The 23692-nt window shown below is 45.3% G+C and carries 29 protein-coding genes; 19 read left to right on the top strand and 10 right to left on the bottom strand.

Annotated features, from left to right (window positions below):
- The first annotated feature begins 26 nt into the window (after positions 1-26).
- From AB2J24_RS06690 to AB2J24_RS06665, 6 genes are all read left to right on the top strand, one after another.
- Entirely contained in the window at positions 27-557 is a 531-nt protein-coding gene (locus tag AB2J24_RS06690) for a TRAP transporter small permease (protein WP_197742775.1), read from the top strand.
- Positions 547-1941, top strand: a complete 1395-nt coding sequence (locus AB2J24_RS06685; protein ID WP_367384914.1) for a TRAP transporter large permease — start codon at positions 547-549, stop codon at positions 1939-1941. Before AB2J24_RS06690 ends, AB2J24_RS06685 begins: the two co-directional genes overlap by 11 nt.
- A 192-nt stretch (positions 1942-2133) precedes the next feature.
- Positions 2134-2790 carry a cupin domain-containing protein gene (locus AB2J24_RS06680; protein ID WP_367384913.1) on the top strand — a complete coding sequence of 219 codons (657 nt, stop codon included), beginning with the start codon at positions 2134-2136 and terminating at the stop codon, positions 2788-2790.
- 93 nt (positions 2791-2883) lie between these two features.
- Complete coding sequence (locus AB2J24_RS06675) at positions 2884-3630, top strand: hypothetical protein (protein ID WP_367384912.1); 747 nt, start codon at positions 2884-2886, stop codon at positions 3628-3630.
- A gap of 319 nt (positions 3631-3949) precedes the next feature.
- Positions 3950-4939 carry a helix-turn-helix transcriptional regulator gene (locus AB2J24_RS06670; protein WP_367384911.1) on the top strand — a complete coding sequence of 330 codons (990 nt, stop codon included), beginning with the start codon at positions 3950-3952 and terminating at the stop codon, positions 4937-4939.
- A 42-nt stretch (positions 4940-4981) separates the two neighbouring features.
- Positions 4982-5482 (top strand): YbaN family protein, encoded by a 501-nt coding sequence (locus AB2J24_RS06665; RefSeq protein ID WP_367384910.1) that lies wholly within the window; start codon positions 4982-4984, stop codon positions 5480-5482.
- Positions 5483-5602: 120 nt separating this feature from the next.
- Here AB2J24_RS06665 and AB2J24_RS06660 read toward each other — a convergent pair whose 3' ends face one another.
- From AB2J24_RS06660 to AB2J24_RS06650, 3 genes are all read right to left on the bottom strand, one after another.
- A complete protein-coding gene (locus AB2J24_RS06660; protein ID WP_162651496.1) occupies positions 5603-6175 on the bottom strand; it encodes a hypothetical protein in 573 nt (190 codons plus the stop codon).
- A gap of 199 nt (positions 6176-6374) precedes the next feature.
- Positions 6375-6764: an MAPEG family protein gene (locus tag AB2J24_RS06655; RefSeq protein ID WP_367384909.1), complete on the bottom strand. Its 390-nt coding sequence runs from the start codon at positions 6762-6764 to the stop codon at positions 6375-6377.
- Between the two features lie 4 nt (positions 6765-6768).
- Positions 6769-7116 (bottom strand): hypothetical protein, encoded by a 348-nt coding sequence (locus tag AB2J24_RS06650; protein ID WP_367384908.1) that lies wholly within the window; start codon positions 7114-7116, stop codon positions 6769-6771.
- 96 nt (positions 7117-7212) lie between these two features.
- Between AB2J24_RS06650 and AB2J24_RS06645 the strand changes: the two genes are divergently transcribed.
- From AB2J24_RS06645 to AB2J24_RS06610, 8 genes are all read left to right on the top strand, one after another.
- The gene (locus AB2J24_RS06645; RefSeq protein WP_367384907.1) at positions 7213-7899 is read left to right on the top strand and encodes a TetR/AcrR family transcriptional regulator; all 687 of its coding nucleotides are present in this window, start codon (positions 7213-7215) and stop codon (positions 7897-7899) included.
- Positions 7896-8579: a DUF2461 domain-containing protein gene (locus tag AB2J24_RS06640; protein ID WP_367384906.1), complete on the top strand. Its 684-nt coding sequence runs from the start codon at positions 7896-7898 to the stop codon at positions 8577-8579. Before AB2J24_RS06645 ends, AB2J24_RS06640 begins: the two co-directional genes overlap by 4 nt.
- 123 nt (positions 8580-8702) lie before the next feature.
- Positions 8703-10400 (top strand): sensor histidine kinase, encoded by a 1698-nt coding sequence (locus AB2J24_RS06635; protein ID WP_367384905.1) that lies wholly within the window; start codon positions 8703-8705, stop codon positions 10398-10400.
- Positions 10401-10414: 14 nt separating this feature from the next.
- Positions 10415-11779, top strand: a complete 1365-nt coding sequence (locus AB2J24_RS06630) for a sigma-54-dependent transcriptional regulator (RefSeq protein WP_367384904.1) — start codon at positions 10415-10417, stop codon at positions 11777-11779.
- Positions 11780-11929: 150 nt separating this feature from the next.
- Entirely contained in the window at positions 11930-12934 is a 1005-nt protein-coding gene (gene dctP, locus AB2J24_RS06625) for a TRAP transporter substrate-binding protein DctP (RefSeq protein ID WP_162651489.1), read from the top strand.
- A gap of 91 nt (positions 12935-13025) precedes the next feature.
- Positions 13026-13688, top strand: a complete 663-nt coding sequence (locus tag AB2J24_RS06620; protein WP_367384903.1) for a TRAP transporter small permease subunit — start codon at positions 13026-13028, stop codon at positions 13686-13688.
- Complete coding sequence (locus AB2J24_RS06615; protein WP_367384902.1) at positions 13685-15094, top strand: TRAP transporter large permease; 1410 nt, start codon at positions 13685-13687, stop codon at positions 15092-15094. Before AB2J24_RS06620 ends, AB2J24_RS06615 begins: the two co-directional genes overlap by 4 nt.
- A gap of 32 nt (positions 15095-15126) precedes the next feature.
- A complete protein-coding gene (locus tag AB2J24_RS06610) occupies positions 15127-15384 on the top strand; it encodes a hypothetical protein (protein ID WP_367384901.1) in 258 nt (85 codons plus the stop codon).
- Positions 15385-15436: 52 nt separating this feature from the next.
- Here the strand turns inward: AB2J24_RS06610 and AB2J24_RS06605 are convergent, their stop codons facing one another.
- Positions 15437-15886, bottom strand: coding sequence for a hypothetical protein (locus tag AB2J24_RS06605; RefSeq protein ID WP_367384900.1), 450 nt, complete (start codon positions 15884-15886; stop codon positions 15437-15439).
- A gap of 125 nt (positions 15887-16011) precedes the next feature.
- Between AB2J24_RS06605 and AB2J24_RS06600 the strand changes: the two genes are divergently transcribed.
- Entirely contained in the window at positions 16012-16782 is a 771-nt protein-coding gene (locus AB2J24_RS06600) for a helix-turn-helix domain-containing protein (protein ID WP_367384899.1), read from the top strand.
- Between the two features lie 86 nt (positions 16783-16868).
- Positions 16869-17831, top strand: coding sequence for a diguanylate cyclase domain-containing protein (locus tag AB2J24_RS06595; protein ID WP_367384898.1), 963 nt, complete (start codon positions 16869-16871; stop codon positions 17829-17831).
- Positions 17832-17876: 45 nt separating this feature from the next.
- On the opposite strand, the gene AB2J24_RS06590 is transcribed toward AB2J24_RS06595, so the two are convergent.
- Together AB2J24_RS06590 and AB2J24_RS06585 are read right to left on the bottom strand one after the other, a co-directional pair.
- Positions 17877-18236, bottom strand: coding sequence for a DUF1801 domain-containing protein (locus tag AB2J24_RS06590; protein WP_367384897.1), 360 nt, complete (start codon positions 18234-18236; stop codon positions 17877-17879).
- 3 nt (positions 18237-18239) lie between these two features.
- The gene (locus AB2J24_RS06585; RefSeq protein ID WP_162651480.1) at positions 18240-18602 is read right to left on the bottom strand and encodes a nuclear transport factor 2 family protein; all 363 of its coding nucleotides are present in this window, start codon (positions 18600-18602) and stop codon (positions 18240-18242) included.
- 17 nt (positions 18603-18619) lie between these two features.
- Between AB2J24_RS06585 and AB2J24_RS06580 the strand changes: the two genes are divergently transcribed.
- Positions 18620-19033 (top strand): LuxR C-terminal-related transcriptional regulator, encoded by a 414-nt coding sequence (locus tag AB2J24_RS06580; RefSeq protein ID WP_367384896.1) that lies wholly within the window; start codon positions 18620-18622, stop codon positions 19031-19033.
- Between the two features lie 115 nt (positions 19034-19148).
- Here the strand turns inward: AB2J24_RS06580 and AB2J24_RS06575 are convergent, their stop codons facing one another.
- Positions 19149-19874, bottom strand: coding sequence for an MOSC domain-containing protein (locus tag AB2J24_RS06575; RefSeq protein ID WP_367384895.1), 726 nt, complete (start codon positions 19872-19874; stop codon positions 19149-19151).
- Positions 19875-19983: 109 nt separating this feature from the next.
- A complete protein-coding gene (locus AB2J24_RS06570; RefSeq protein ID WP_367384894.1) occupies positions 19984-20715 on the bottom strand; it encodes a hypothetical protein in 732 nt (243 codons plus the stop codon).
- A gap of 97 nt (positions 20716-20812) precedes the next feature.
- Here AB2J24_RS06570 and AB2J24_RS06565 point away from each other — a divergent pair, with 97 nt between their 5' ends.
- Entirely contained in the window at positions 20813-21376 is a 564-nt protein-coding gene (locus AB2J24_RS06565) for a MarR family winged helix-turn-helix transcriptional regulator (protein ID WP_367384893.1), read from the top strand.
- 2 nt (positions 21377-21378) lie between these two features.
- Here the strand turns inward: AB2J24_RS06565 and AB2J24_RS06560 are convergent, their stop codons facing one another.
- Positions 21379-22020 (bottom strand): LysE family translocator, encoded by a 642-nt coding sequence (locus AB2J24_RS06560; RefSeq protein ID WP_367384892.1) that lies wholly within the window; start codon positions 22018-22020, stop codon positions 21379-21381.
- Between the two features lie 136 nt (positions 22021-22156).
- Between AB2J24_RS06560 and AB2J24_RS06555 the strand changes: the two genes are divergently transcribed.
- Complete coding sequence (locus tag AB2J24_RS06555; RefSeq protein WP_197742772.1) at positions 22157-22750, top strand: HupE/UreJ family protein; 594 nt, start codon at positions 22157-22159, stop codon at positions 22748-22750.
- Between the two features lie 24 nt (positions 22751-22774).
- Here AB2J24_RS06555 and AB2J24_RS06550 read toward each other — a convergent pair whose 3' ends face one another.
- Positions 22775-23374, bottom strand: coding sequence for a hypothetical protein (locus AB2J24_RS06550; RefSeq protein WP_367384891.1), 600 nt, complete (start codon positions 23372-23374; stop codon positions 22775-22777).
- Positions 23375-23692: the final 318 nt, after the last annotated feature.

Below are 23692 nucleotides of genomic sequence, written 5' to 3'. Positions count from 1 at the left end.
ATAACAAGCAGTAGGATTTTGGGCTATTGAACATTCTGACCAAGATCCTGATTAAAACCATTGAACTCTGGGCGATTTTAGGCGGCATCCTGTTGATGGGTGCCGTTTTTGTAACTGTTCTCAATGTCATGGGCTTTACGGCCAATGTGCTGGTGCGCCCATTTGGTGGCTATGTTTCAGGTCTGTCAGGTTTTGAAGATATGGTCACGCTTTGGGTCGGGGTCGTTGCGTTGTCTTTCATGCCATATTGTCAGCTTAAGCACGGGCATATTGCCGTTGATGTGTTTATGAAATCAGCACCTGCCTGGCTGCAGAATACTATGCATTTTATCTCAAACCTGCTGATGGTGGCTGTTGCCATCTTTCTTGGTGTCATGCTCTATCATGGAATGGTTGAGGCAAGGGGTGATGGAACGGTGACAGCCGTTCTTGGTTGGCCTGTATGGGGTTTTATGCTGCCGGGTATAATGTCATCTGCATTGTGGACAATCGCTGCACTTATGACAATGCGAGAGTTGCCAACCAAAACAAACGGGGCGAGGACACATGGAGCGTGAACTCATCGGTCTGTTCGGACTTTTATCTGTCTTTATGCTCATCATGTTGCGGGTACCTGTCGCGTTGGCCATGTTGATCACAGGAATAGGCGGGTCGTGGGTCATATCGCTTACCTCTCCATTCCTCAAATTCGGACCATATCTACAACAGTTTAAATCCGCATTGTGGAATAGCGTGGCCAATTATGATTTGTCCGTCATTCCCTTATTCATCCTCATGGGATTGTTGGCTGCAGAAGGCGGTCTGAGTAAAGATTTATTCAAGGGTATCAGTGTGTTAACGCGCAATATTCGCGGTGGCATTGCCATGGCAACCATTGGCGCCTGTGCGGGCTTTGGCGCGGTGAGTGGATCATCCATCGCCACTGCAAGCACCATGAGCCGTGTCGCATTGCCCGAGTTTGATCGTCTGGGCTATGATAAAGGCTTTGCCACGGGCGTGTTAGCCGCTGGTGGCACACTTGGTATTTTGATCCCCCCATCGGTCGCGTTGGTCATCTATGCCATTGTGGTAGAAGCATCGATCATTGAGATGTTTCAGGCGGCGATTATCCCGGGGATATTGGCTGCGCTATTCTTTTGCATAGCTGCCAATTGGCGGGTGAGACAAAACCCTGTGCTTGCACCTAAACAACCTGAAATTAGCACCGACGAACGACGCGATGCACTACGCAGATTGGTCCCTGTGAGTTTAATTTTTGGGGTGATCATTTTGGGCTTAGGTTTAGGCTTGTTTACGCCCACGCCAGCGGCTGCAGTTGGTGTTGCACTGATCCTCATTTATGGCATTTATATCAAGGTCAAAACAGGTGCCGATACTGCAAGAGGCATTGGATTTAGCAATTTCAAAAACGCCTTGTTGGAAACCGCCAAAACATCAGGCATGATTTACTTTATCTTGTTTGCAGCTGATATCTTAAAAGGCTTTTTTGCACGTTCAGGGCTGCCTGTATATTTGAGCGATTGGGCGGCCAATTCATCGCTTGAACCTTATCTCATTTTAATCGCCATGTTGGCGATTTTAATCCTGCTTGGTTGCTTCATGGAATCGCTCTCGATGATCCTCGTCATTGTGCCGTTTTTCTGGCCTGTGCTGGTGGAACTAAATGGCGGAGATTATGTAACTGCGTCCAATGCAGCTTTCGGTATGGATAGTGATCAGCTCAAAATTTGGTTTGGAATATTAGCACTCATTGTGGTCGAGCTTGGCCTCATCACGCCGCCCGTTGGCATTAATGTGTTTGTGATTAAATCCTTCTCACCTGACACACCAATTGGAACTATTTTCCGCGGTGTGGTTCCGTTTTTTATGATTGAGCTGATTCGTGTTGGTATTATTATTGCGATACCAGCATTGTGTTTGTTCCTGCCAAATATTCTATAAATATTCATATATTTCAATTTAATAGCACGCTTTTATGAATCTGTTCACGAGATCGTTGATTCAAATTCTGAGTTCAATTCTACAATTATATGGACAATAATTCTATCTACTGATAGGTAAGTTTCTAGAAGAGTTTACCAAGCCCTTGAGTGCCGCCTAAGGATGTGACCTAATAGCTTATAGGAGATCGATATGAATTTGAATGCTGACTTTAGTGAACGCGTGATGATCCATTGTGATGAAATAGAATGGAAGGCCTCGCCCATGCCGGGCGTTGACCGCCGCATGCTTGATCGAATAGGTGATGAGGTTGCGCGCGCGACCACAATTGTTCGATTTGCTCCTGACAGTAAATTCTCCAGCCACACCCATACGGGAGGGGAGGAGTTCATCGTTCTCGAAGGGGTGTTTCAAGATGAGCATGGTGATTTTCCTGTCGGGACATATGTGCGTAATCCGCCCACATCTAGCCACACACCAAGGTCTGATGAAGGTTGCACGATCTTCGTCAAGCTTTGGCAATTTGATTTGTATGATCGCAATCAGGTCACCATTGATATGAATAAGCAAGCAGAGAGCAGCGACAATGTAGCCTTATTCAATGACGCGCGTGAACATGTGAGTTTCCACACATGGCATGCTGGTGACGAGGTGGAGATGGAACTACCAAGAGGTGGGGAGTTCTTTGTGCTAGAAGGTGGCTTTGAAGAAGGTGGCGATAAACTTCGCAAACATTCATGGCTCCGTTTACCAGAAGGCGCAAAATTTCAAGCCAAAATTGGAGCTGAGGGCGCAAAAGTCTGGATAAAAACAGGCCATCTGCCCTTCGCAAAGGCACCAAGGGTATAAAGGTATTATGGTAATTACTCGTCTCTTATCAGGAGCTTGAATATTATATGGTTCCGTATAGGCGTAAGCTGAAATTTAATGTAAGAGACGAGAATGGTAAAAATCACATTCCATCTGTTTGTCTTTATTTTCCTAACATTGATTTCGCAACTTGGCGGGATTGCATGGCTAATTGCAATGCTGTTCCGGCGGCGTTTGCTTGTGTTTCTTGCTGCTTACTCTGTTGTGTCTATCGCAGCACTTTGGGTGGCGCCAATTTTTGGCCGCGAACCAATATCTTGTAGTGCAAGTGAGCCTCTGCATATGCAGTCACCGATATATTGCGTGTTGAATAGGCAATATGTCGTCCCAGAATTAAAGGCGACAATGCAGGATCTTGCAAAAGAGATGCAGAATGAATTTCAAAATACAACGACACTCCTGTTAGATGCGAATTTTCCATTCATTGCAGGCTTTCCTTTATTGCCACATTTGTCGCATGATGATGGTCGCAAAGTAGACATTGCTTTTTATTATCAGAATGAAGACGGTTATTTGCCGGAAAGAACGCGCTCTCCGATAGGGTATTTTGCGTTTGAGGATGGTCCAACATCGTGCTCTGGAAAATTATTGACATTAAGATGGGACTTGGTTTGGCTACAGCGCTTCTGGCCCAACCTGACCCCAGAACCCAAGCGAATGACCGCAGCTTTAAAGTGGCTTAGCGGTGAAGACCGAATTGGCAAGATATTTATAGAGCCACATCTGGTCGAGAAATTTGCCGTCCATAGTTCTAAAATAAAGTTTCAGGGGTGCCGCGCAGCTCGCCATGATGATCATATTCATGTCCAATTGCCGTAGAATTAGCGTTTAGTCGCAGAAATTTAGCAATCATTAAAGTCGGTGCAGGTTTATTTTAATTCTGCTTGTGGTCATTTCATATGACAATATGACCGCCGAAGCTGCTGTAAATTATCCATATCAAGATATGATTTGGATTGGAGCAGGTTTTGGATTCTGTACTTATTTTGGCGCTTCTCAAGGCACAAAAAAATACGCATGGTACAAGTCAGCAGGAAATTGATGAGTTTTACAATAACAATTGTTGCAACCTATTCCATACGTTGGCACATTTGGTAAGGCGCGTTTGTGCTGCATTTAGATGTTGGAAGAAATAAAAATGATGAGTTCAACTAAAGTACGCATTGATGAACGAGATGATATTCTTGCTGTAATTTGCAAAGAAACGCAGTCATATTTTAAATTGGATTTCGACCAATGGGCGTCTTGTTGGTTGCATGATGAGCGCACGATGTATGTTTGTTCATCTCAGGATATGGGGCTGATTGTCCATAAAGGTTGGGATGCGGTTTACACCAATATGCAAAGGGATTTTACTGCTGGTGATAACTGTAAAAAATTGGATGTTAAACGCGAAAATCTAGATATCACATATCAACAGGGTATAGCATGGGCGACCTTTGATGAAATCTCCTTAAATGAAAATGGCGATCTAGATGAGAGTTTTCAGACACGGATTCTCGAATGGGTAGATGGTGCTTGGAAAATGGTATTCTTATCGCTTGCTGTGCGCCGCAATCAAGATCAAAGGTCTAAGCAACTCGCCGTAACATCTGATGGGCATGTGGTTTGGATGACAAAATACATGTCAGACATATTCTCAGCTGACTCGTCTGAATATGCAGGTTTTATGATCTCGGCAGGTCGGTTTCGTGCAACCAATCCAGAATTTGACAAGGCTTTACAAAATGCGATTAACCGCGCGGCTGAGCTGCATAGTTATGCAGCTCAATATCGATTCATGAAGAGAACAGGACGCGGATTCCGCTATCCTGTTATACTTGGTGAGGACGAGTTTGGCTCGGTTATATCCTGCTCATTATCAGTTCGCGATGGCGTTACATATATTGATCTTGCTCAAGATCATGCGCTTGAGCGTCGCCTTCTAACATCTAAAGTTATATTTGGCCTGTCTAACGGGCAGTTGGCGTTATCTAAGCATATTGCAAGTGGCAAAAGTTTGACGATATCGGCAGGTGAATTGGATATCAGCGTAAATACGGCCAGAACGCATCTCACGCGGATATACGAGAAAACAGGTGTTAATTCACAAACAGCACTGGTTCGACTGCTGCTCAGTGTTGGGTAGTTTTAGCAGAATTTGCTAACGAGCTAGAAAATTGGCTTGGCGATGGCTATATCAGGTCTATGCTCATCAAAAGCAGCCGTGGCAGAGGCTGGTGGGCTTTTTGAGGACGATACAATATTTCGATATTTCTTGAGGATGCCGGCGGAATTGAGTGAAAGACCATTAATAATAACTGAGCTTATGAAAATCGTTAGCAAGGGTGGATGGCTTGTTGCTGGTATAATTTCCCTCGCATTTGGAGCCGTCGGCGCATTTTTGCCCATTTTACCAACAACTCCATTTGTTATTCTGGCAGCTTTTTGCTTTGGAAAAAGTTCACCCCGGCTTCAGTCATGGCTGGAAAATACCAGATTGTTTGGGCCAATGATTGCAGATTGGCGCGAAAAAGGTGCTATTGCGCCTCGCTATAAAGTCATAGCTGTTGCAATGATGGCGGTTATGTTTATCGGCAGTTTTATATATGGCGCTTCTGCTCTTGTTTTAGCTCTTCAAGCGCTGGGAATGTCTCTTGGTGCTGCATATGTTTTAACACGGCCAAATTAGCTGATCGCAACTTAAGTGATTGAAAAGCAAAAAGCTTGCTCCTAGGGCAGAGCAAGCTTTTCGAGTGTGCAGGACATGGTCATGTCCCGCTGGTCAACTTAATTTGGTCGTTAGAGCGTTTTAGAACTTCACTTTAAGACCTGGTTTGAAGCTATAAACGTTTGTTCGTGTTGAACTACCAACAGAACGTCCGGCTTCTGCTTTTAATGAAAGGCTCATATTGCCGCTCATTTGTTTGTCAAACTCAAGGCCACCAAAAACAATGTTTGAGCGTTCATTTACAGTTCCGCCACCGCCCGAAATTTCATGGTTTGCATTCACACGTGCAATGCCTGCATAAGGCGCAATTGTTGTGCCTTCACCCATTTTTTTCTTGGCTTTTACAAATGCACCAACGCTGTTGATACCTGTTTTAACAGTCACGCCGGCCGCCGTTTTGCTTCTTTTGCCAAGAGTTGTGAATCCGGATACGCCACCGCACAGGTTAAAATCTACGCCGCCTGTATCACAGGCTTCAACATTGCCACTCAAACCATAATAAGTTCTAGCCGCATTGGTTGAGCTGTTAGAATCAAAATTCATCACGCCGAATCCAGCATCTGCACCAAGTTCCAGGCCTTCAGCCTGCGCAGAGAAAGAGCCTGCAATCAAAAGCAATGAAGAGGCGATAAGTAGTTTTTTAGAAAAAATCATGGGAAAGACCTCGCTTTAAATTTGTTATCGATCTGTTTTGGTGCATGCCGCAATTCGGAGTTCAACGATCATGCGATACCTAAAAGTAGAATGGTTTTTGTAACCTTTCTTTAAGTATCGCATTGATCCAAAAAAATGCGAGTCGATTTGGTCCAAGTGGTAAACAAATGGTTTACGAAGTGGGGCATAGTTATCAGCGTTAAGCGGACAACAATATAAATGCGCCAAACACCATCAAAATCGCCGTCCCTCCTGCGGAGATAAATCTGCCGAGCATTTTCCACTTAGGTGGCGGCATGTCGGAGAATAGGACGATAGGGTGGATAAGACGTAGAGCTATGAAAATCGAACCATAGGTGTGAAGCATCTTTGCAGATGCACCATTAAGTTCCATCAACAGCATCAGAACGACGACCATTGCAGCATACTCAGACAGGTTTCCAAACCTGCGAATATTGAGTGCAAGTTCCTTATTACCGCCATCACCCAATGCAATTTTGTATTTGCCGCGCATTAAACCAGCTCTTGTAGATAAAATGGCCATAAGAATTGCCGTTAGTGCGCCGTAAAGTGGTGTAATTTCGATCATCAATTTATTTCCCGTTTTGTTGAGCTATTTCAAGAGCGATGCGAACAAGTTCGTGCCAGCGGTCTGCATCGCAATAATCTACCAGAATCCAATCTTTCATTGGTGGCTTTGTCTTAAAGGGAGCGAGATGCCTGATTTGAGAGAGCTTGAGTTGGTCAAACGGATAATCACGACCAAGACGACAACCAAGGCCAGTCCCTCCACCCTTTGTAGAGAAAAATACAAACACTTGCCCTGCGTAGGTGAGTGCATCTGCCGACATCATTTTGCCCCGCTCAACACCCTTAAACTCGTCTGCCATCTGATCTGACAAGGCATGCCAAACCTGTCTGGCACGATCAATATCTGTCATAAATATACATCAGCCTTTGCTCTTGAATATGGTTCTGCTTTAGGCTAAATATATTTATATATGTTTGTCAACATACATTAATTGGAGTGCCAAATATTGCGCTTAACTGCTGAAAATAAAGAGAAAATTCGGAAAGGTATCTTGCAGGGCGCTGCTGATTTGTTCCGAAAACATGGTGTTGATGATGTTAATCTTGATCAGGTTATGGCAGCGGCTAGCCTCACGCGCGGGGCGTTTTATGCGCATTTTAAATCGAAGAATGCTCTGTTTGCAGCGGTTGTGGAGGATCAGCATCCATTATTGAGAATGTTGATTGCGCGAAAGGGGCAAACTGCGGATGAATTATGGGCTGATATGTTGACAATATTTGGTGGCTATATGTCACCACAATATCATGAGCAGATTTTTGCCAGTTGCACATTGGCAGCGCTCCAGGGAGATGTGACGAGAGCCAAACCGGAAATTAAACAGGCTTATGAAGGTGTCTGGAAGCAAGTCATGTCTGAAATGGTGAGAGGGCAAGAGCCACATTCTGACCATGAGCATGCCGAACATGCGCATGGTTTTGATTGTGATTGCCATCTTGAAGGACAGTCATTTTATATGATCTCCGCACCAATTATCGAAGCAGCACTGGTTATGGCAGTTGGCGCTGTATCTGCCGCCGAGGCGCTCTCCAGTGATGAGGATCGCGCTCGAATTTTAACATCTGCAAAATTGGGATTCGATCAGTTGATCGGCTCTGCGCGCAAACCATTAAATTTAGAGGAGAAACAATCATGAGTACGGGATTTACTAAGGAGACATTCGATTTTCTGACAGAACTTAAAGTCAATAATACCAAGGAATGGTTTGAGCGTAATAAAGCGCGATATGAAGAACATTGGGTGGCTGCTGCGGTTGGATTTATCAACGCGGTTTCTCCGATGATGGAGGGGTTAGACCCCATGCACAAGACCAAGGCCAAGATCAATGGGTCGTTGCGTCGGATCTATCGCGATGTCCGCTTCTCAAAAGACAAATCACCCTATGATGCGCGGCTTCATATGGTGTTTTGGACAGGCGATCACCCGCAACGTTCACCCGCTTTGCATATTGTTTTGCATCCCGATCATGTGGGCTATGGTGCGGGTGAGTGGGGTATGAGCCCAGAGAAGCTTTTAATATGTCGCAATGCGTTGCGCGATCCATCCCGCGTGGAGGCGCTTAATGCTGCAATTAATCAGGCAGGTGATGTGGGGTGCGAGTTGAACAAAGAAGACCTAAAACGTATGCCCAAGGGATTTGAAGATGTAACAGGTGAAACCGCCATGTCTCTTTTAAAGCGCAAGGCTCTTGTTGTTCGCAATATGGATAAAGGAATATCCGTTGATGATTTTATTGGCCCAGATGGCATGGAAAAGGTGCAAAAAGTTTCGCAAAAACTTGCGCCATTTAATAAATGGCTGTGCAATCTAGATTGATCAAGTGCTTACTTTGCCTGCAATTTGCGTACCATTGCGTTGTTGATCATGGGCTTGCTATAAACAGAATGCGAACCCTGATTTTGGAGTATTGCGCTGACCCACACCGCACAAAACCCGCCTTTGGATCATACATTTAGTAAAACACGCCGCAGCGTCATTGTTGCGCTGATGGTGATCACGCTTATCAGCATTGCGGTTTTATTTGTCTCAGCTGTGTCTTATTTTCGTGGTGAAGAAGTATCCGAGGCTAATGCAAGGCTTTCGTTGTATACGCGTTCGGTCAATGAAACACTGCAACGATTTCAGCATCTCCCATATGTTTTGGCGCGTGACGCGCTTGTTGTCTCTGTTGCTGGTCAGGACAAAAGGCCTGATATATTGAACATTCGGTTGCGGCAATATGCGGATGAAGCCTCGCTTGAAGCCATTTATTTAATGGATGGGCAAGGGCTGGTATTATCGGCATCAAATTTTGCGCAGAAACAAAGTTTTATAGGCAAAAATTATGGGTTCCGGCCATATTTCCTATCTTCAAGCGAAGGTAATCGCGGCGAATTTTTTGGCGTCGGCGCGACCACGGGGCGGCCCGGATATTTTGTCTCAGAAACCGTGACAAGTTATGATGGTGACTTTTTGGGCGTCATCGCAATCAAGCTTGATATGAGCGAGCTGCAAGCGGCATGGGAGGCTGCGGCTGAACGTGTGTTTGTGTCCAATGCAGACGGCGTTGTGGTGCTCTCTTCCAACAAAAATTGGCTATATAAGCTGCTTAAGCCACTTAATGAGCAGCAGCTTGATGAGATAAAGAAAGGTCGCCAATTTGGTGATCAAAATCTCGAACTATTGGACTGGCAACAAGATACACAGAACGAAGCCACCTTTCAAAATGATCGATTTATCTATGTGTCAAATCCATCGGATCGGCTTGGCTGGACAGTTCATTATCTGCTTGATGAGAAACGTATTTATGAACGGGCAACATTGACCACAGCCATTTTTGGCGTTGCGATTATTTGTCTGGTTCTGTTTTCCACATTTTTACGCTCTCGCCGCATTGGAACCGCACTACAGATTTCTCAGAATGACCGCGAACAATTGCGCGTGGCAAATGCGGAATTGGAAATGGCACAGACCGAGCTTGAAAAAACAAGTAAGCTGGCGGCTTTAGGGCAGTTATCTGCCTCTGTTACGCATGAGTTGGGGCAACCCATATCTGCTTTACGTAATTATCTCACAGCGGCAGAAATTAGCGGAGATATTGCAAACGAACAAACACGCTTAAAGTTGTTTCGCGTAACAGAACGTATGGAAAATATCACCAAGCAGTTGCGGTTTTTCATCCGCTCCAATGATGATGGATTTCAACAGGTTGATCTGCGCAAAGTCGCAAGCGTTGCCATTGAATTGCTGGAACATAAGGTGGATGCGGCAAAGGTGATGCTAACCACGCAATTGAGTGATGCGCCTGCGCTGGTTATGGGCAACCAACTGCGGCTTGAACAAGTGATTGTTAATCTGGTGAGCAATAGTATTGGCGCAATTGAAGATGAGGAAGGCGGGCAAATTGAAATTTCTATTGAAGCGTCAGGCAAATATGTGATTTTAAAGGTCAAGGATAATGGCGTTGGCTTTGGCGATCGCTCGTTAGAAATACTCACCGAACCATTTCACACCACCAAAGCATCGGGTGAGGGCATGGGGTTGGGTCTGTCAATCGCATCGGAAATCATCCGCGAACACAATGGCAAAATTACTGCTGAAACACCGGCTGAGGGTGGGAGTTGTTTTTCGATCTTCTTGCCCGCGATCAATCTGTGAGTTAAGAGGGCATCATGGATGAGATCGCACAGCACACAGTTTTAGTCATAGATGATGACCGTGAAATGCGCGATTCCTTGGAGCAACTGCTTACCAGCAGCGGCTTTAAACCCATCCTCTTACCCAACGCGAAAACAGCCAAAGCCAGTATTGAAAATGAATTACCGGATGTCGTTTTGTGTGATGTGAGAATGCCTGGTATCACAGGATTAGAGCTGCTGGAGCAGCTAAAGCCGGAAAGCGCGGCACCAATCGTCATGATGTCTGCTCATGGCGATATTCCCATGGCGGTAGATGCCTTGCAGAAGGGCGCATATAGTTTCCTTGAAAAGCCATTTGATCCGCGACGGCTTCTTAATATCTTAAAAAATGCAGCATCCATGCACCGCTTGGCCGAACGTGAAAAACGTCTACGTGCGCGGCTCGCTGATCTGACTGATCTTGATAAAGTTTTGTTGGGTGAGAGTGATGTGATCAAATCGCTCAAGCGGGAAATTCTGGATTTGGCGGATGCTAACGCCAGTGTTTTACTTGTTGGAGAAACAGGCACAGGCAAAGAGCTGGTCGCTCGTGCCATCCACAATTTAGGAAATCGTTCGGAAGAACCTTTCATTGCAGTCAATTGCGCTGCGATCCCGCAAAGTCAATTTGAAGAGATGATCTTTGGTGTTGAAGGGAGCGGCGAACAGGGCGTTGAAGGTCTGTTGCAACAAGCGAATAAGGGCACATTGTTTTTGGACGAGTTGAAAGCGATGCCGCTGGAATTTCAAGCCAAGATTTTGCGTGTGATTGAAACGGGAGAATATCACCGCGTTGGTGCCAGCCAACAGATTAAGTCAGATTTTCGCATTATTTCTACGTCGGATGAGCCGCTGGAACAGGCCGCAAAACGTGGCGAATTTCGTAATGATTTACTCTATAGGGTCAATACGGTGGTATTGTCATTACCCGGATTGCGCCACCGACCTGATGATATTGAATTGCTGTTTAGCCATTTTACAAATCGTTTTGCCACCATTTATGAAGTTTCAGTTCCAACGCTCACATCGGATGATATTGCTGTACTTATGAGTTATGATTGGCCCGGTAATGTGCGTGAACTTTCCAGCGTTTGCGAACGGCGCGTGTTAGCATCGCGGCGCGGAAACGGCTCGGTTAAATCGGCACTGGCGCTTGATGAAGACCTCGATGTACCTGAAAATTTACGTGGTGCGGTGGCGGCATTTGAACGGCAACTTATCTCCAAAGCGCTGGCTGCACATAATGGCCGCATGGATGCTGTTGCAGAAGCGCTTGGCATAAGTCGGCGTACGTTGAACGAAAAAATTGTCAAGCTTGATCTGGATAAAGATAAAGCTATTGGTCAATCAAGCCGTTGATAAATAACAATTATGTTAGGTGCGAAATTGCCCTGCGGAAATCCGCAGGCTGATTATCCATGAATAGGCGATTTTCTTCATAGGCGATCTTACTTATATTGAATAGAACCTCTCCCAAGAGCTAAAACAGTTCTTTTTTGGAGGAAAATCATGAAAAAAACTTATGTTGCTGCGCTTTGTGGCGCAATGTCACTGGCATTTGGTGCTGATGCAATGGCTGCTGAATGGAATGTATCACTTTGGGGTAAACGCCGCGCATTTACCGAACATGTTGAAAAACTTGCTGAGCTTGTATCAGCAAAAACCAATGGTGAATTCACACTGAACATCTCCTATGGTGGCCTATCGAAAAACCGTGAAAACCTTGATGGTATTTCAATCGGTGCATTTGAAATGGCACAATTTTGTGCTGGTTATCACCGTGATAAAAACCCGTCGATTACAGTGCTTGAATTGCCATTTTTGGGTGTAAGCTCGCTGGAAGAAGAGCGCAAAATTTCGCAAGCTCTTTATAAACATCCTGCAGCTGTCAAAGATTTGGCACGTTGGAATGCGACATTGCTCATGCCATCTCCATTGCCGCAATATAACATTGTTGGTGTTGGCGATGCGCCGGCAACACTTGCAGATTTTGCAGGTTTAACGGTTCGTGCAACTGGCGGCATTGGCGCTGCAATGGCAGCTGTTGATGCGGTTCCAACATCAATGTCAGCGACAGAAGTTCGCCAGGCACTTGATAGTGGCGTTGTTAAAGCGGTGGCATTTGCACCTCACGCTCACATGTCATTTGGTACAGTTGAAGCTGGTAAATGGTGGACGACGAACCTTAATCCAGGCACAGTAAATTGCCCGGTTGTGGTTAATACCGATGCGCTTGCTTCACTTTCTGATGCGCATAAGGATGCTCTATTAGGATCCGTTGATGAGGCGCTAGATCATTATATTACCACTTATAACGGTAAAACAATGGACGCCTGGGGCCCTGTGCTTGAAGAAAAAGGTATTCAGCAAGTCACGTACACCGCTGATGAGCTAACTGCTTTCCGTGAAAAAGTTGCAGGACCTGCTGCTGCTGCTTGGGTGAGCGACAATGCTGCCAAAGGTCTACCGGCACAAGAGTTGCTAGACCTAGTCACCGGCATGGTTGGCAAGTAAGCAAGTATCGCTATAAAATCTATCCACCCATTCACAACGTTGAGTGGGTGGACACTTTTTGCCTTTTGTTTTCGTTGGGAGGGAACCAAAAATGGCAGGCTCATCTTCTGTTTTAACTGATGACACGTTGCTTAGTCGGCTCGATCGGGCGGTATATGCGCTTGAAGGTAAATTGGCTTTGCTCAGCGGCTTGGCCGTATTTTCGCTCATGATTTTGGCCGTGGTATCGGTTACGGGTCGTAATGCGATCAATCAACCTTTGCCGGGCTATGTTGATTGGATAGAGCAGGCTATGCCGCTCATTGCCTTTATGGGGGTGTCTTATACCCAGCGATTGGGCGGGCATATCCGCATGGATTTGTTTATCGGCATGCTAAACGGGCGCGCATTATGGGTGGTAGAGCTTCTCACAACATTTGTCATTCTTCTGGTTATGATCCTTTTGGTCTGGGGTTCATTCGCCCATTTTCAACGTAGTTTTGATTTTAGTGCGCCAATGTGGAGCAGGGATTCTTCCATGGATATTGCTATCCCGCTTTGGCCAGCCAAGCTTCTGGCACCCATTGCTTTTTCTGTTCTATGCGCAAGATTAGTCTTGCAATGCTGGGGGTATATACGCGCCATTGTCAACAATGAGCGCTCACCGATTGCTGTGCCCCTTATTGAGGATGCCGCAACACAAGCAGCCAATGAAGCGGCTACGGTTTCTGACTTTGACAATGAAGCTAAGACCTCGGGAGGAGTATCCTCATGACCTCAATTGAAATTGGTATAACGGTCAGTTTTATCATGCTGATCATGGTTGTTTTGGGTATGCGTGTGGCCTTTGCCGCCGCCCTTGCTGGCCTTGGTGGCTTAATCTGGATATTCTGGTCCAAGAAGGGGTATGATCCAAGCCAGTTTATGTGGGCGTTGACTGTATCTGCCAAAACGGCGGGGCAGGTGCCACATTCCAAAGTTGCCTCTCAAGCGTTATCTCTTATCCCGACATTTATCCTCATTGGTTATCTTGCTTATTATGCAGGCTTGACCAAAGCACTGTTTGATGCCGCCAAAAAATGGGTTGGCTGGCTCCCCGGTGGTTTAGGTGTTGCTACAGTGTTTGCCACTGCCGGATTTGCCGCAGTATCTGGCGCATCTGTCGCCACATCAGCGGTGTTTGCCCGTATTGCAATTCCTGAAATGTTGGCCGTTGGCTATGATAAAAAGTTTGCAGCTGGCGTCGTTGCGGCAGGTGGTACATTGGCATCCCTCATTCCGCCATCGGCCATATTGGTGATCTACGCCATTATTGTCGAGCAAGATGTGGGCCTATTGCTGCTGGCAGGCTTTTTGCCAGGTGCTGTGTCTGCTATTATTTATGGCGGACTTGTTGTGTGCCTCGCACTCACGTTTAAGAATTTTGGTCCTCCCGTTAGTGGTTTTACTTGGATGGAGCGATTTAAATCGCTTCCCGGAACCGCGCCAATTTTCATTGTGGTTCTGCTCATTATCTTATTTGTCTACAATCCCTTTGGTGGGGATGCATGGGGCACGCCAACGGAAGGTGGAGCTTTGGGTGCATTTGTCGTGTTCTGCATAGCCGTAGCAAAAGGCATGCGTTGGCCGCAGCTAAAAAATGCACTGCTGGAAACAGCAAAACTTTCCGTCATGATCTTTACCATCATTTGGGGTGTTCTCATCTATGTGCGCTTTCTAGGTTTTGCTGATTTACCCAGTGCGTTTTCCGACTGGATCACATCACTTGATCAAAGCCCGATATTGACGCTGATTTTCATTCTCTTGGCATATGCTGTTTTGGGCATGTTTATGGACGCCATTGGCATGTTGCTGCTCACACTACCTGTCGTTTATCCTGCTGTAATGGCGCTTAATGGCGGTGAGGGAGTATCTGCCGCTGATAGTGCATTTGGCATGAGTGGCATTATGTGTGCGGTCTGGTTCGGTATTTTGGTGGTTAAGATGGCCGAGCTTTGTCTGATCACGCCACCCATAGGGCTCAATTGTTTTGTGGTGGCGGGTGTGCGTGAAGATATCTCTGTGCAGGATGTTTTCAAAGGTGCGTCACCGTTTTTTGTAGCTGATGCGATTACGATTGCAGTACTGATTGCCTTCCCCGGAATTGTGCTGTTCTTGCCCAAACTGCTTGCTGGAGGTTAAAATCAGCGAATCGAAACAGTCGAGAGAGCGAAATGACCGATCAACTTCTTCTTGATGCTTTAAAATTATTGGCCGATGATGACTTCACAACTGGGCCTGTCTGGAACGCTTGTCATGACCTATGTCAGATGCATGAAGGAGAGGCGGATTATGATCTGGGTCATGCGTTGGTGCACTTGATCGAAGGTGATACCTCCAATGCAAGTTACTGGTATCAAAGAGCAGGGCAGGATCAAGTTCATCAAGATGTGAGAGCCGAATGGCAACGCATCGTCTCGTATTTAAGCTGATAAATGGGCGTTGATCGCCCATTTGCAATTCAGATAGCGATACCTTGATAAGCTAGGCGATGGCGCGGTTTATTGATGCCTTGTTGGATGTAATTGGTCGCCAAATCGGGATCAAGAACAATGCAAGAAAGCCAGCGTTATAAACCGCATTGAAGCCTGCACCTGATAATATAGATGCGGCGCTATCAGTTAGAAACCATGCAATTGTGCTGGCTAGTAAAATTGAACGAATAATCTCTGTTTCTTTGTGAAGAAGTCTGGTCGCTAACTGCCAGATCATGACACCCCAACCGATTGAAATTCCACCCATTATTGCCCAGATTAGGCGCGTTTCCAATTCGGGTGCAGCACTCACTGTGCCAAATGGCCAAATAGCAGCCTGTGCAAAGGGGCGCGATAGAAAATTAAGGCTTGGATGGGCACTTACCGTCGATAAAATGCCAAAACCTATGAGAACGCAGCTCGCAAATCTGAGCCATGAAGTTGCTTTTTCCAGTGTCATAATTGTTTTCCTTTCGTAAAATTTAACTGAGTTATTGTCATTGCCGGATCACAATTCAATTACCTTGGAGGTAAGTGATCTTTGGTGATATTTCAGTTATGGTTCGACAGGAATCGGAGGCAAATATGGCAGAGCAATTTGGGTTGATCTTAAAAGAATGGCGCGGCAAAAGGCGCATGAGTCAGTTAGATTTGGGACTAACGGCAAATGTATCAGCACGACATATTTCATTTCTGGAAACCGGGCGTTCCAAGCCAAGCAAATCTATGGTCATGATGCTATCTGATGTTTTGGATATGCCAAATGCAATACGCAATTCATTCCTCGGCACTGCTGGTTTTGCGCCTGCCTACCAAAATCGTGCGCTTGATAATGAAGATCTGGCCTATGTACGTGAGGCAGTGAATTGGACACTTGATCGGCATGATCCATATCCAGCATTTGCGCTTGATAGGCACTGGAACATTGTAAAGGCGAATAAGTCTGCGAATGTAATGCTATCCGGTGCGGGAGTTACCGAAGGTGACAGTCTGCTTGAAGCCTTGTTAGATAAAGAAGGTATCAGCAATGCACTCGAAAACTGGGAAGAGGTGATGCATAATTTTATCATCCGCTTGCGCACAGAAAGCAATCATTTAGGCGGAGATCCGGTGCTTGATAAGGCAATCGAGAGCATGGCTGCGCGATTAGGAAATGCACCGCTTATCAACGAAGGAAACGCCTCTGCCGTCATCTCCGCGCACTACCGTTTTGGTGAGACAACGCTTTCGCTTTTTTCAACTATTTCGTCTTTTGGCAGTGCTGAAGATATTGCGCTTTCTGAACTCAAGATTGAGATGATGTTTCCTTCAGACGAAGCGACGCGTCAGGCTTTTTTAGCTATGACAAGCACCTAATCCGCTCGCATAACTCACCAATGGACTGTTTTAACATTTCTCTAACCCCAAAATGATAATTTGAATGCGAATGGGGAGTATGTGTAGTGAAGTCTTTGCAAAAAATTGGCAGCTTGATAGCTGCCGATAAATTATTGGATTTGATACAGCAACCTGCTGTTTTGATGAATGATTCTGGCGCTATCATATATTGCAATCAGGCATTTGATGATTTATTCAAAGCTCAAATTCCTGATATTTTCAACCAGAATATCACCCAACTCATTGATCGTAAGGACAGCGAAGCGATCATCGAATATTTAGGCGGTACGGACGCGAATTCTGATCAAGAATTGAAAATTAATCTTGCGGAAAATAGCGGCCATACCAAACTTGTTGTCAAATATCTGACTACAGATGATGATGGCAGGAAGGTATTTGTAGGTCTTGGCAGTATGATCCAAAGCATCCCGAACTCAGAACTCATTAATGCTAAAGCAAACGAAAAACGATTGCAGATGGCACTGGAACATGAAAGCCGTCATGATGCGCTGACGGGCCTTGCCAATCGCCGCAAGCTTGTCGAGGATCAAGATGCAATTTTTGAATTTGCATCCCAAAGTGATGCGGCCCCGGCTTATGCGGTAATGAGAATTGATCTTGATCGCTTCAAGCGGGTAAATGACAATTATGGACACGCCGCAGGCGATGCGGTGCTTGTGCATGTCAGCGACATATTCACTAAAATCGTTGGTAGTAAGGGCAGTGTCGCGCGTATGGGCGGCGATGAATTTAGTATTTTGATAACGCGAGAGCGCCGTGAACGTGAAATTCTAAAAATTGCAGAACAAATCATGGAAGAGGTGGCTAAACCCTTCTCCTATAAAGGCACTGCGTTGCAATTCGGTGTCAGCATTGGTATAGCATCCAGTGCGTTTCAGGGGGCCGATCCGGCGCAAACACAGGCCAATGCCGAGCAGGCACTTTATGAAGCAAAAGAAAGCGGCCAGAATTGTATTCGTTTCTTTTCCGAACGCTTTATCGATGAAGAAGAATATTACGGCACATAACCGTTGCGCTGCGTAGGCATCATGGCTTCCTAAAAGTCTATGTGGTTATATTTTATCTTTTAAATCGCACCAGCTTTTAATAATCAAAGACAGCTCATCTTGTTTTTCAGCAAGGTCATCAAGGTCGGAAACTTTGAATGTGCGGGCCTCTTTGCCATCGCCTTGCAGGTTGGGGAAGTTACCTTCAATTTCTGCCCCTTTATGAAACAACAGCGACGCATGTTTCTTTGAATTAGGGTGAAATGAGGCGATGTTTCCCTTGTATGTGAATGTGGGTGCTTGCCATTTTATGCATTCTTCCACGCGTGGGTCAGCTTGCGTTATAATCTCTCGCATTGCAATGACGACAGGTTTCATTGGATTGTCATAGGCGTCAAGCCATTGATCTATTTCGGAATTTTTCATCACTCACCCCATGTCCAATGTTGTTACCAAGGAGGTGATTTTTCCATTACTCATTGTAAAGACATTTTTGCCACTGCCTTGGCCCCCCGGAATGGCTTTAGAAATGCAAGTCCAGCCAACCGTGATAACGTGGCCATCAATTTCCACCGAACTCAGGTTGATTACCGCATCGTTGAACTCATCATTGCGACTGTTGTCAAATGCTGAAATAATTGCATCGCGGCCCTTATGAGGTGCGCTGGCACCTGAAAATGGTTCAGTATATTCTGCATCTTCTGCAAACAAAGATTTTAGCAACTCCCAACCCGACGGACCTGCTTGCATTGCTAGAAAGAAATTTGTAATTTCGATTGGCATCTTATTCATGGGGTATCCTCGTTTAAATGTCTTTAGATCCGAACATATTGCAAGCCTTGTCCAGTGCGTTGTCTGATTTGAAAGACAATCCGCAAAAACCCGTCCCGGCATCTATTATTGAAGCGCTAGCACCAATTGCAAAACCGGGAATGAAACTCAAGTTGGATGTGGATGCCAGCCAAACTATAGGTGCGCCTTTGGTGGTCATTGACCAAGCAGGCCAGCAGGCTGATGAAAGCCAACTATTTGCCAGCCTGACAAAGCGCCAAAAACAGGTCGCAGAGCTGATAATTGATGGACGTTCAAACCCTGAAATAGCAGATAGTCTTGGCATTTCGCTCGCCACCGTTAAAGATCATGTCCACGCCATATTATCGCGTCTTGAGTTGAAATCCCGCGTGGCCCTTATCAAGGCTGCGCATCATTCAACTAAAGCTTAAGTTAGCGACAAGAAACCCGCAATCCATCCATAGATGGATATTGGGCAATTAAAACGAAGAATCTGCCTGAACGAGGCTCTGCTCTTGTGCGAGTGGGCTCAAACTGGTGGATCTATCAGCTCGGCGAATTCAAGCGCTTGCTTGTATCTTCTTTAAAGTTTGGGTCAGTACTGCGTTTGATAAATGTGGCGCGCCATGATTGAGATAATGCATCTGTCTTGGCCAATTCTGCGGCAAGCGCTGGTTCCATTTTGGGGTTAAAACGCTCTTTGATAAGGCGGGAGAGCGGCCAGTCGGAATAGGGACGCTCTATGAGCAAAATATCATCACCCACCGAGATGTTGCCAGTTTTAATAATGCGATAATACCAACCTGTACGCCCGGTTTTTTGAAATTTCGGTGCCATTGCAGGCTCATTTATATGGGCATTTAACTTCCAACATGGCTGGCGACCCTGGCAGATTTGCACCCGAGCATCGCCTATCTGTAAAATATCACCAAGGTGTAAATTTTCTTCTGTCACACCAGTTGATGAGATGTTCTCACCAAAGCAACCCGATGTAAATATATCGGCTTTTTCTGGAAATTCGCGCTTCCAATATTCCCTATGCTCAGATGCATAATGATGGATTGCTTTTTCTAAACCGCCGTGAACCTTTTTGTCCGCTTGATCATCATCCAAAAAACCATTGAAATCCATTTCAAGTGGTCCCGAAGTGGGTTTTTTGCCAATTGCTGATGGTGCTTTACCTTCCCACCTGTCTTCAACCTGACCAATATAAAGTCCGATGACTCTACCCATAACTTTACCCATGTTTCTATCGGGGTTTTTGTCGTTCATTATGTAATATCCATCCGTTGGGTCGCCCGATAGAAATCGAATAAAATTTGGCTTGGGTCAACTCTTAATCTAATGAATCAGCACCGGTTTGTTCCGGTGCTGGTTATGGTTAGTCGATTTTACCAGGTAAGGATAAATCCCCCGAAGCGACTTCAAACACGGCACTTACACACAGCAGCGGCGCATGAGCGTTGGCATTTACGCGCAGTGCTGATGTTACACCATCAAAAGAAGCGCCGACCAAGGTGGCAGATTTTTCAAACGGAACAAGAATTTCAATTGATGTTTGCGTAAAACTTGGGTGCCAGCCAGGGCTATCAATAAACAATGGCAATTCCGGCCAAGTTTTAGGCAGATCAAACACTTCACCCTTTTTGATGTCGCGCACTTTCAGGCCTGTTGGCCCGCATTCATCAGTTTTATTCAGCACCACCCAATGGCTGTGCCAAATACGTCCATCATTGGCAGCATCACCATCGCCATCTTCATCAAAAAGAGGGGTGTCATCAAAGTCTGGATGGGATGTGGCCGCAAAAGCGAGTATCCCTGTATCGGGGCTAAAACCTACCAGCGAGGGATCAAAATTGGTTGGCCAAACGTAGGAATAAACGTCTGATCCGGCGAGTTTTCCAATGGCTTTTGGTTGTTTTTCGCCAGCCGCGCCTGCGACCTCCATTCTGAATTTGAGGGCGTTATCTTCTTTTGTGATGGAAGCTTTTTGAATATCAAAGCTTGGGTTATCTGGCATTGTGTCGACGCTCATCACATCAGTGGCATGAGCACCGGGTGCTGAGAATGATATGATCGCCACTGCTAATTTTAACAAATTCGAATAGGTCATTATAAACTCCTTCATTGGTATCGACTCGATACAATAATTAGACGCATCTTGATTCTTAGTCAATATTAATGTATCGAGTCGATACGAAGGGCACGAAATGAATAAGAATGAGGCAAGGTTATCAACGCTTATAGAGCGTATCAGTCGCTTGGGTCGCGGCCTTGAACAAGCAACCGATCTCCATCCGGCTCAGTGGGCTGCGTTGAGATATTTGGGTCAGGCTAATCAGTTTTCGCGATCTCCAAAAGCGTTGACCCAATATATGGGCTCGACCAAAGGAACGGTGTCACAGACAATTATTGCGCTCGAAAAGAAGGGGCTGTTGAAGAAAACTGAAAGTTCCACAGATGCGCGGTCAACAAATATCGAGCTGACCGAAACAGGGGAGAAGGTTTTAGAAACCGATCCATTGTTGACATTAGAGCGAAAACTAAACGCGGGTGATAAATCCAATGAGCAATTAACTGCAGAGCTGGAAAGCATGTTGTATCACTTAATTTCTGAAAATGGTGGGCGCATGTTTGGTCAATGCAATACGTGCAAATATTTCAGGAAAAATTACAACTCGACAAACGTTTCTCCTCATCAATGCGGCTTGCTTGATGTTGCACTATCCACAATTGACAGTGAAGAAATTTGTGTTGAGCATGAGTTGAGCTGAAACTAGGTTCTGCGCAACATGGCCGTGAGCGCTTCTCCTAAAATAAACGCACCAGCACCGCCGATAAATGTTGCTGCAAAGCGGTTAAGACGCCTGAGTGATTTTGGTTGCGAGAGCGCAGCGCGGGCTTTAGCTGCCAAAATAGCGTATGGTGACAGTGCTGCAAATATCACGAAAATGGTAAGAAACGTCAGCAATGCCCAATTGGAAAATGTCACTGCGCCAAGATCAAGAACAGTGGGCAAAAGTGCCATATAAAATATGATCGCCTTTGGATTGCTGATTGTAACTGCATAACCTGTCAATAGTGCTGAATACCATGATTGGCTATGCCGTCTTTCAAGCTTGCTTACTTCTACATCACTGGTCCAGAATGTGTAGGCGAGATAAAGCAGATAACAACCACCTAATATCTTCAGGATAATTAACGCCCCTGCAAAACTTTGTGCCAATGCTGCAAGGCCAACGACAGCGATTGTCAGATATGTTACATCTCCAAGGGCAATGCCAGTGAGAAAAAAGGCAGATGATTTGAGCCGTCCACCAAGGGAATGGCCAATGAGAGCCGCGATGCCGGGGCCGGGGATAATGGCGGCAATGCCGAGTGCCAATGTGTAGGCAATAAAGGGTGCAAATGTATCCATGAAGATATCAATATCAGTTCTGTATATTTTGCCAACAAAAATAAATGGGGTTAACACTGAAATTCATATTGTTTCCATATTGCCTTCATAAATGAAATGATAAATGGATATGTAACATTTGAATATGGAGTCCGTCATGAGATTGTATTGGTCAGTTTTAGCATTTTTATCGATGTGCGTTCCGGCTTTTGCCGATGGTGGTGCACAAGGTGGTTTTAGTGCGGGAATATCGCACCCGGTTCTCGGGTTGGATCATTTGCTGGCCATGGTCTCTGTCGGGGTGATATCATCACAAATGGCTGATCTCGGCAATAAGAAAGCCATATGGACCGTGCCAACGTTATTTGTGATTGTCATGGCTATTGGCGGGCTGATGGGCATGGCAAATTTCGGCATTATAGCGGTTGAAATTGGGATAGCGCTGTCTGTTATCATTCTTGGGTTAGCTATTGCAGGTGGTGCAAAAATCAACGAATGGATCATCTATGCTTTCGTATCCCTGTTTGCAATATTCCACGGTTATGCACACGGCCACGAAATTCCTGAGCTTGCCTCATCATGGCAATATATCGCTGGCTTTATGCTTGGCACAGCTGGCTTACATATTCTTGGTGTTCTAATAGGTTACTTCGCAAATAGAATTGCCGACGGTATTGCTACACTTCGCTATACTGGGGCTGCCGTGAGCGGTATCGGCTTCCACATTCTATGGGGATTGGCAGGGTATTGATAACAAGCAATCGCGCGCAACTATTCAAAGCTTCTCGAAGTTAATTCCCAGCGTAATTGCACCGATGGTTTTGCCTGTTTTTGGGTCTGCAATTGACAGGCTCGCTTGCGATTGAAAAGTAAGTGTTGATTCATCAATTTTGATATCTTCGATAAATATCGTATTTGGGCCTTTCGGAAATGTATTTAACCATTTAGCTTCATCGCCTTGCCAATAATCGCTCGTAACCGCGCTTTGCCCTACATTGAGACCTTTGGCGTCCATGACGAAAATTTCTAGTAGGAATTCATCGGATTCATTTTGCTTTTGAGTTAAGAATTTTGAGAGATCGTTGTTCAAAATTTTATCGATAAACGGACGGTTTTCGCTTTGGACTTCTGCGTGCCATTTTTCATCCTGAGCAATAATCTCTGCTTCGCTTAACTGGGAAGTCTGCCTGTTTTGTCTATTAATTGAATTGATAATGATGGGGTCTGAAAGCCACGGTTTTACATTGTTTGTGATGTAGGTGCGTATGGGCGTTGCATATTCTTCATCTATAGGGTTCTGGGCATGAGCAAACATCGATGAAAAACTTGTTAGTCCCGCTAGTAAAGCAGCGGTTAAGAAAATGCGATACTTCATTATCTTCTCTTTTCCTGAATGAATGACAACAAAACTTATCTATGGCTGAATTGATTATTTTGCCCCGCTTTTTGAACATACATTTGGATATCACCCTAAGATATCTTTTATTAATTTTTTATTGCCGCAATGGGTGGAGGTTAAAGTGGCGCAATATTACATCCACTTTGAAATCTAAATTTACAAAATTTACAGTTTTACATTTCGCCTTTTACAAATCTCACAAATTGACTCGAATTTACACGTCAATATTCAAATTTGTGATGCATTTTGCACTGCAGCACGGCATTAAGGGTTACGAACTTGATTAATTCTTCG

The sequence above is a fragment of the Lentilitoribacter sp. EG35 genome (assembly GCF_040784015.1).
Taxonomy (GTDB): domain Bacteria; phylum Pseudomonadota; class Alphaproteobacteria; order Rhizobiales; family Rhizobiaceae; genus Lentilitoribacter.
The sequence above is the reverse complement of the archived record's forward strand: the minus strand, read 5'-3'. Positions and strand labels throughout refer to the sequence as shown.

Bases quoted from the DNA above. Each gene is read 5' to 3' on its own strand.
- AB2J24_RS06685 (WP_367384914.1), top strand. From the start codon at position 547: ATGGAGCGTGAACTCATCGGTCTGTTCGGACTTTTATCTGTCTTTATG.
- AB2J24_RS06680 (WP_367384913.1), top strand. From the start codon at position 2,134: ATGAATTTGAATGCTGACTTTAGTGAACGCGTGATGATCCATTGTGAT.
- AB2J24_RS06675 (WP_367384912.1), top strand. From the start codon at position 2,884: ATGGTAAAAATCACATTCCATCTGTTTGTCTTTATTTTCCTAACATTG.
- AB2J24_RS06670 (WP_367384911.1), top strand. From the start codon at position 3,950: ATGATGAGTTCAACTAAAGTACGCATTGATGAACGAGATGATATTCTT.
- AB2J24_RS06665 (WP_367384910.1), top strand. From the start codon at position 4,982: ATGGCTATATCAGGTCTATGCTCATCAAAAGCAGCCGTGGCAGAGGCT.
- AB2J24_RS06660 (WP_162651496.1), bottom strand. From the start codon at position 6,175: ATGATTTTTTCTAAAAAACTACTTATCGCCTCTTCATTGCTTTTGATT.
- AB2J24_RS06655 (WP_367384909.1), bottom strand. From the start codon at position 6,764: ATGATCGAAATTACACCACTTTACGGCGCACTAACGGCAATTCTTATG.
- AB2J24_RS06650 (WP_367384908.1), bottom strand. From the start codon at position 7,116: ATGACAGATATTGATCGTGCCAGACAGGTTTGGCATGCCTTGTCAGAT.
- AB2J24_RS06640 (WP_367384906.1), top strand. From the start codon at position 7,896: ATGAGTACGGGATTTACTAAGGAGACATTCGATTTTCTGACAGAACTT.
- AB2J24_RS06630 (WP_367384904.1), top strand. From the start codon at position 10,415: ATGGATGAGATCGCACAGCACACAGTTTTAGTCATAGATGATGACCGT.
- dctP (WP_162651489.1), top strand. From the start codon at position 11,930: ATGAAAAAAACTTATGTTGCTGCGCTTTGTGGCGCAATGTCACTGGCA.
- AB2J24_RS06620 (WP_367384903.1), top strand. From the start codon at position 13,026: ATGGCAGGCTCATCTTCTGTTTTAACTGATGACACGTTGCTTAGTCGG.
- AB2J24_RS06615 (WP_367384902.1), top strand. From the start codon at position 13,685: ATGACCTCAATTGAAATTGGTATAACGGTCAGTTTTATCATGCTGATC.
- AB2J24_RS06610 (WP_367384901.1), top strand. From the start codon at position 15,127: ATGACCGATCAACTTCTTCTTGATGCTTTAAAATTATTGGCCGATGAT.
- AB2J24_RS06605 (WP_367384900.1), bottom strand. From the start codon at position 15,886: ATGACACTGGAAAAAGCAACTTCATGGCTCAGATTTGCGAGCTGCGTT.
- AB2J24_RS06600 (WP_367384899.1), top strand. From the start codon at position 16,012: ATGGCAGAGCAATTTGGGTTGATCTTAAAAGAATGGCGCGGCAAAAGG.
- AB2J24_RS06590 (WP_367384897.1), bottom strand. From the start codon at position 18,236: ATGAAAAATTCCGAAATAGATCAATGGCTTGACGCCTATGACAATCCA.
- AB2J24_RS06585 (WP_162651480.1), bottom strand. From the start codon at position 18,602: ATGAATAAGATGCCAATCGAAATTACAAATTTCTTTCTAGCAATGCAA.
- AB2J24_RS06580 (WP_367384896.1), top strand. From the start codon at position 18,620: ATGTCTTTAGATCCGAACATATTGCAAGCCTTGTCCAGTGCGTTGTCT.
- AB2J24_RS06575 (WP_367384895.1), bottom strand. From the start codon at position 19,874: ATGAACGACAAAAACCCCGATAGAAACATGGGTAAAGTTATGGGTAGA.
- AB2J24_RS06570 (WP_367384894.1), bottom strand. From the start codon at position 20,715: ATGACCTATTCGAATTTGTTAAAATTAGCAGTGGCGATCATATCATTC.
- AB2J24_RS06565 (WP_367384893.1), top strand. From the start codon at position 20,813: ATGAATAAGAATGAGGCAAGGTTATCAACGCTTATAGAGCGTATCAGT.
- AB2J24_RS06560 (WP_367384892.1), bottom strand. From the start codon at position 22,020: ATGGATACATTTGCACCCTTTATTGCCTACACATTGGCACTCGGCATT.
- AB2J24_RS06555 (WP_197742772.1), top strand. From the start codon at position 22,157: ATGAGATTGTATTGGTCAGTTTTAGCATTTTTATCGATGTGCGTTCCG.
- AB2J24_RS06550 (WP_367384891.1), bottom strand. From the start codon at position 23,374: ATGAAGTATCGCATTTTCTTAACCGCTGCTTTACTAGCGGGACTAACA.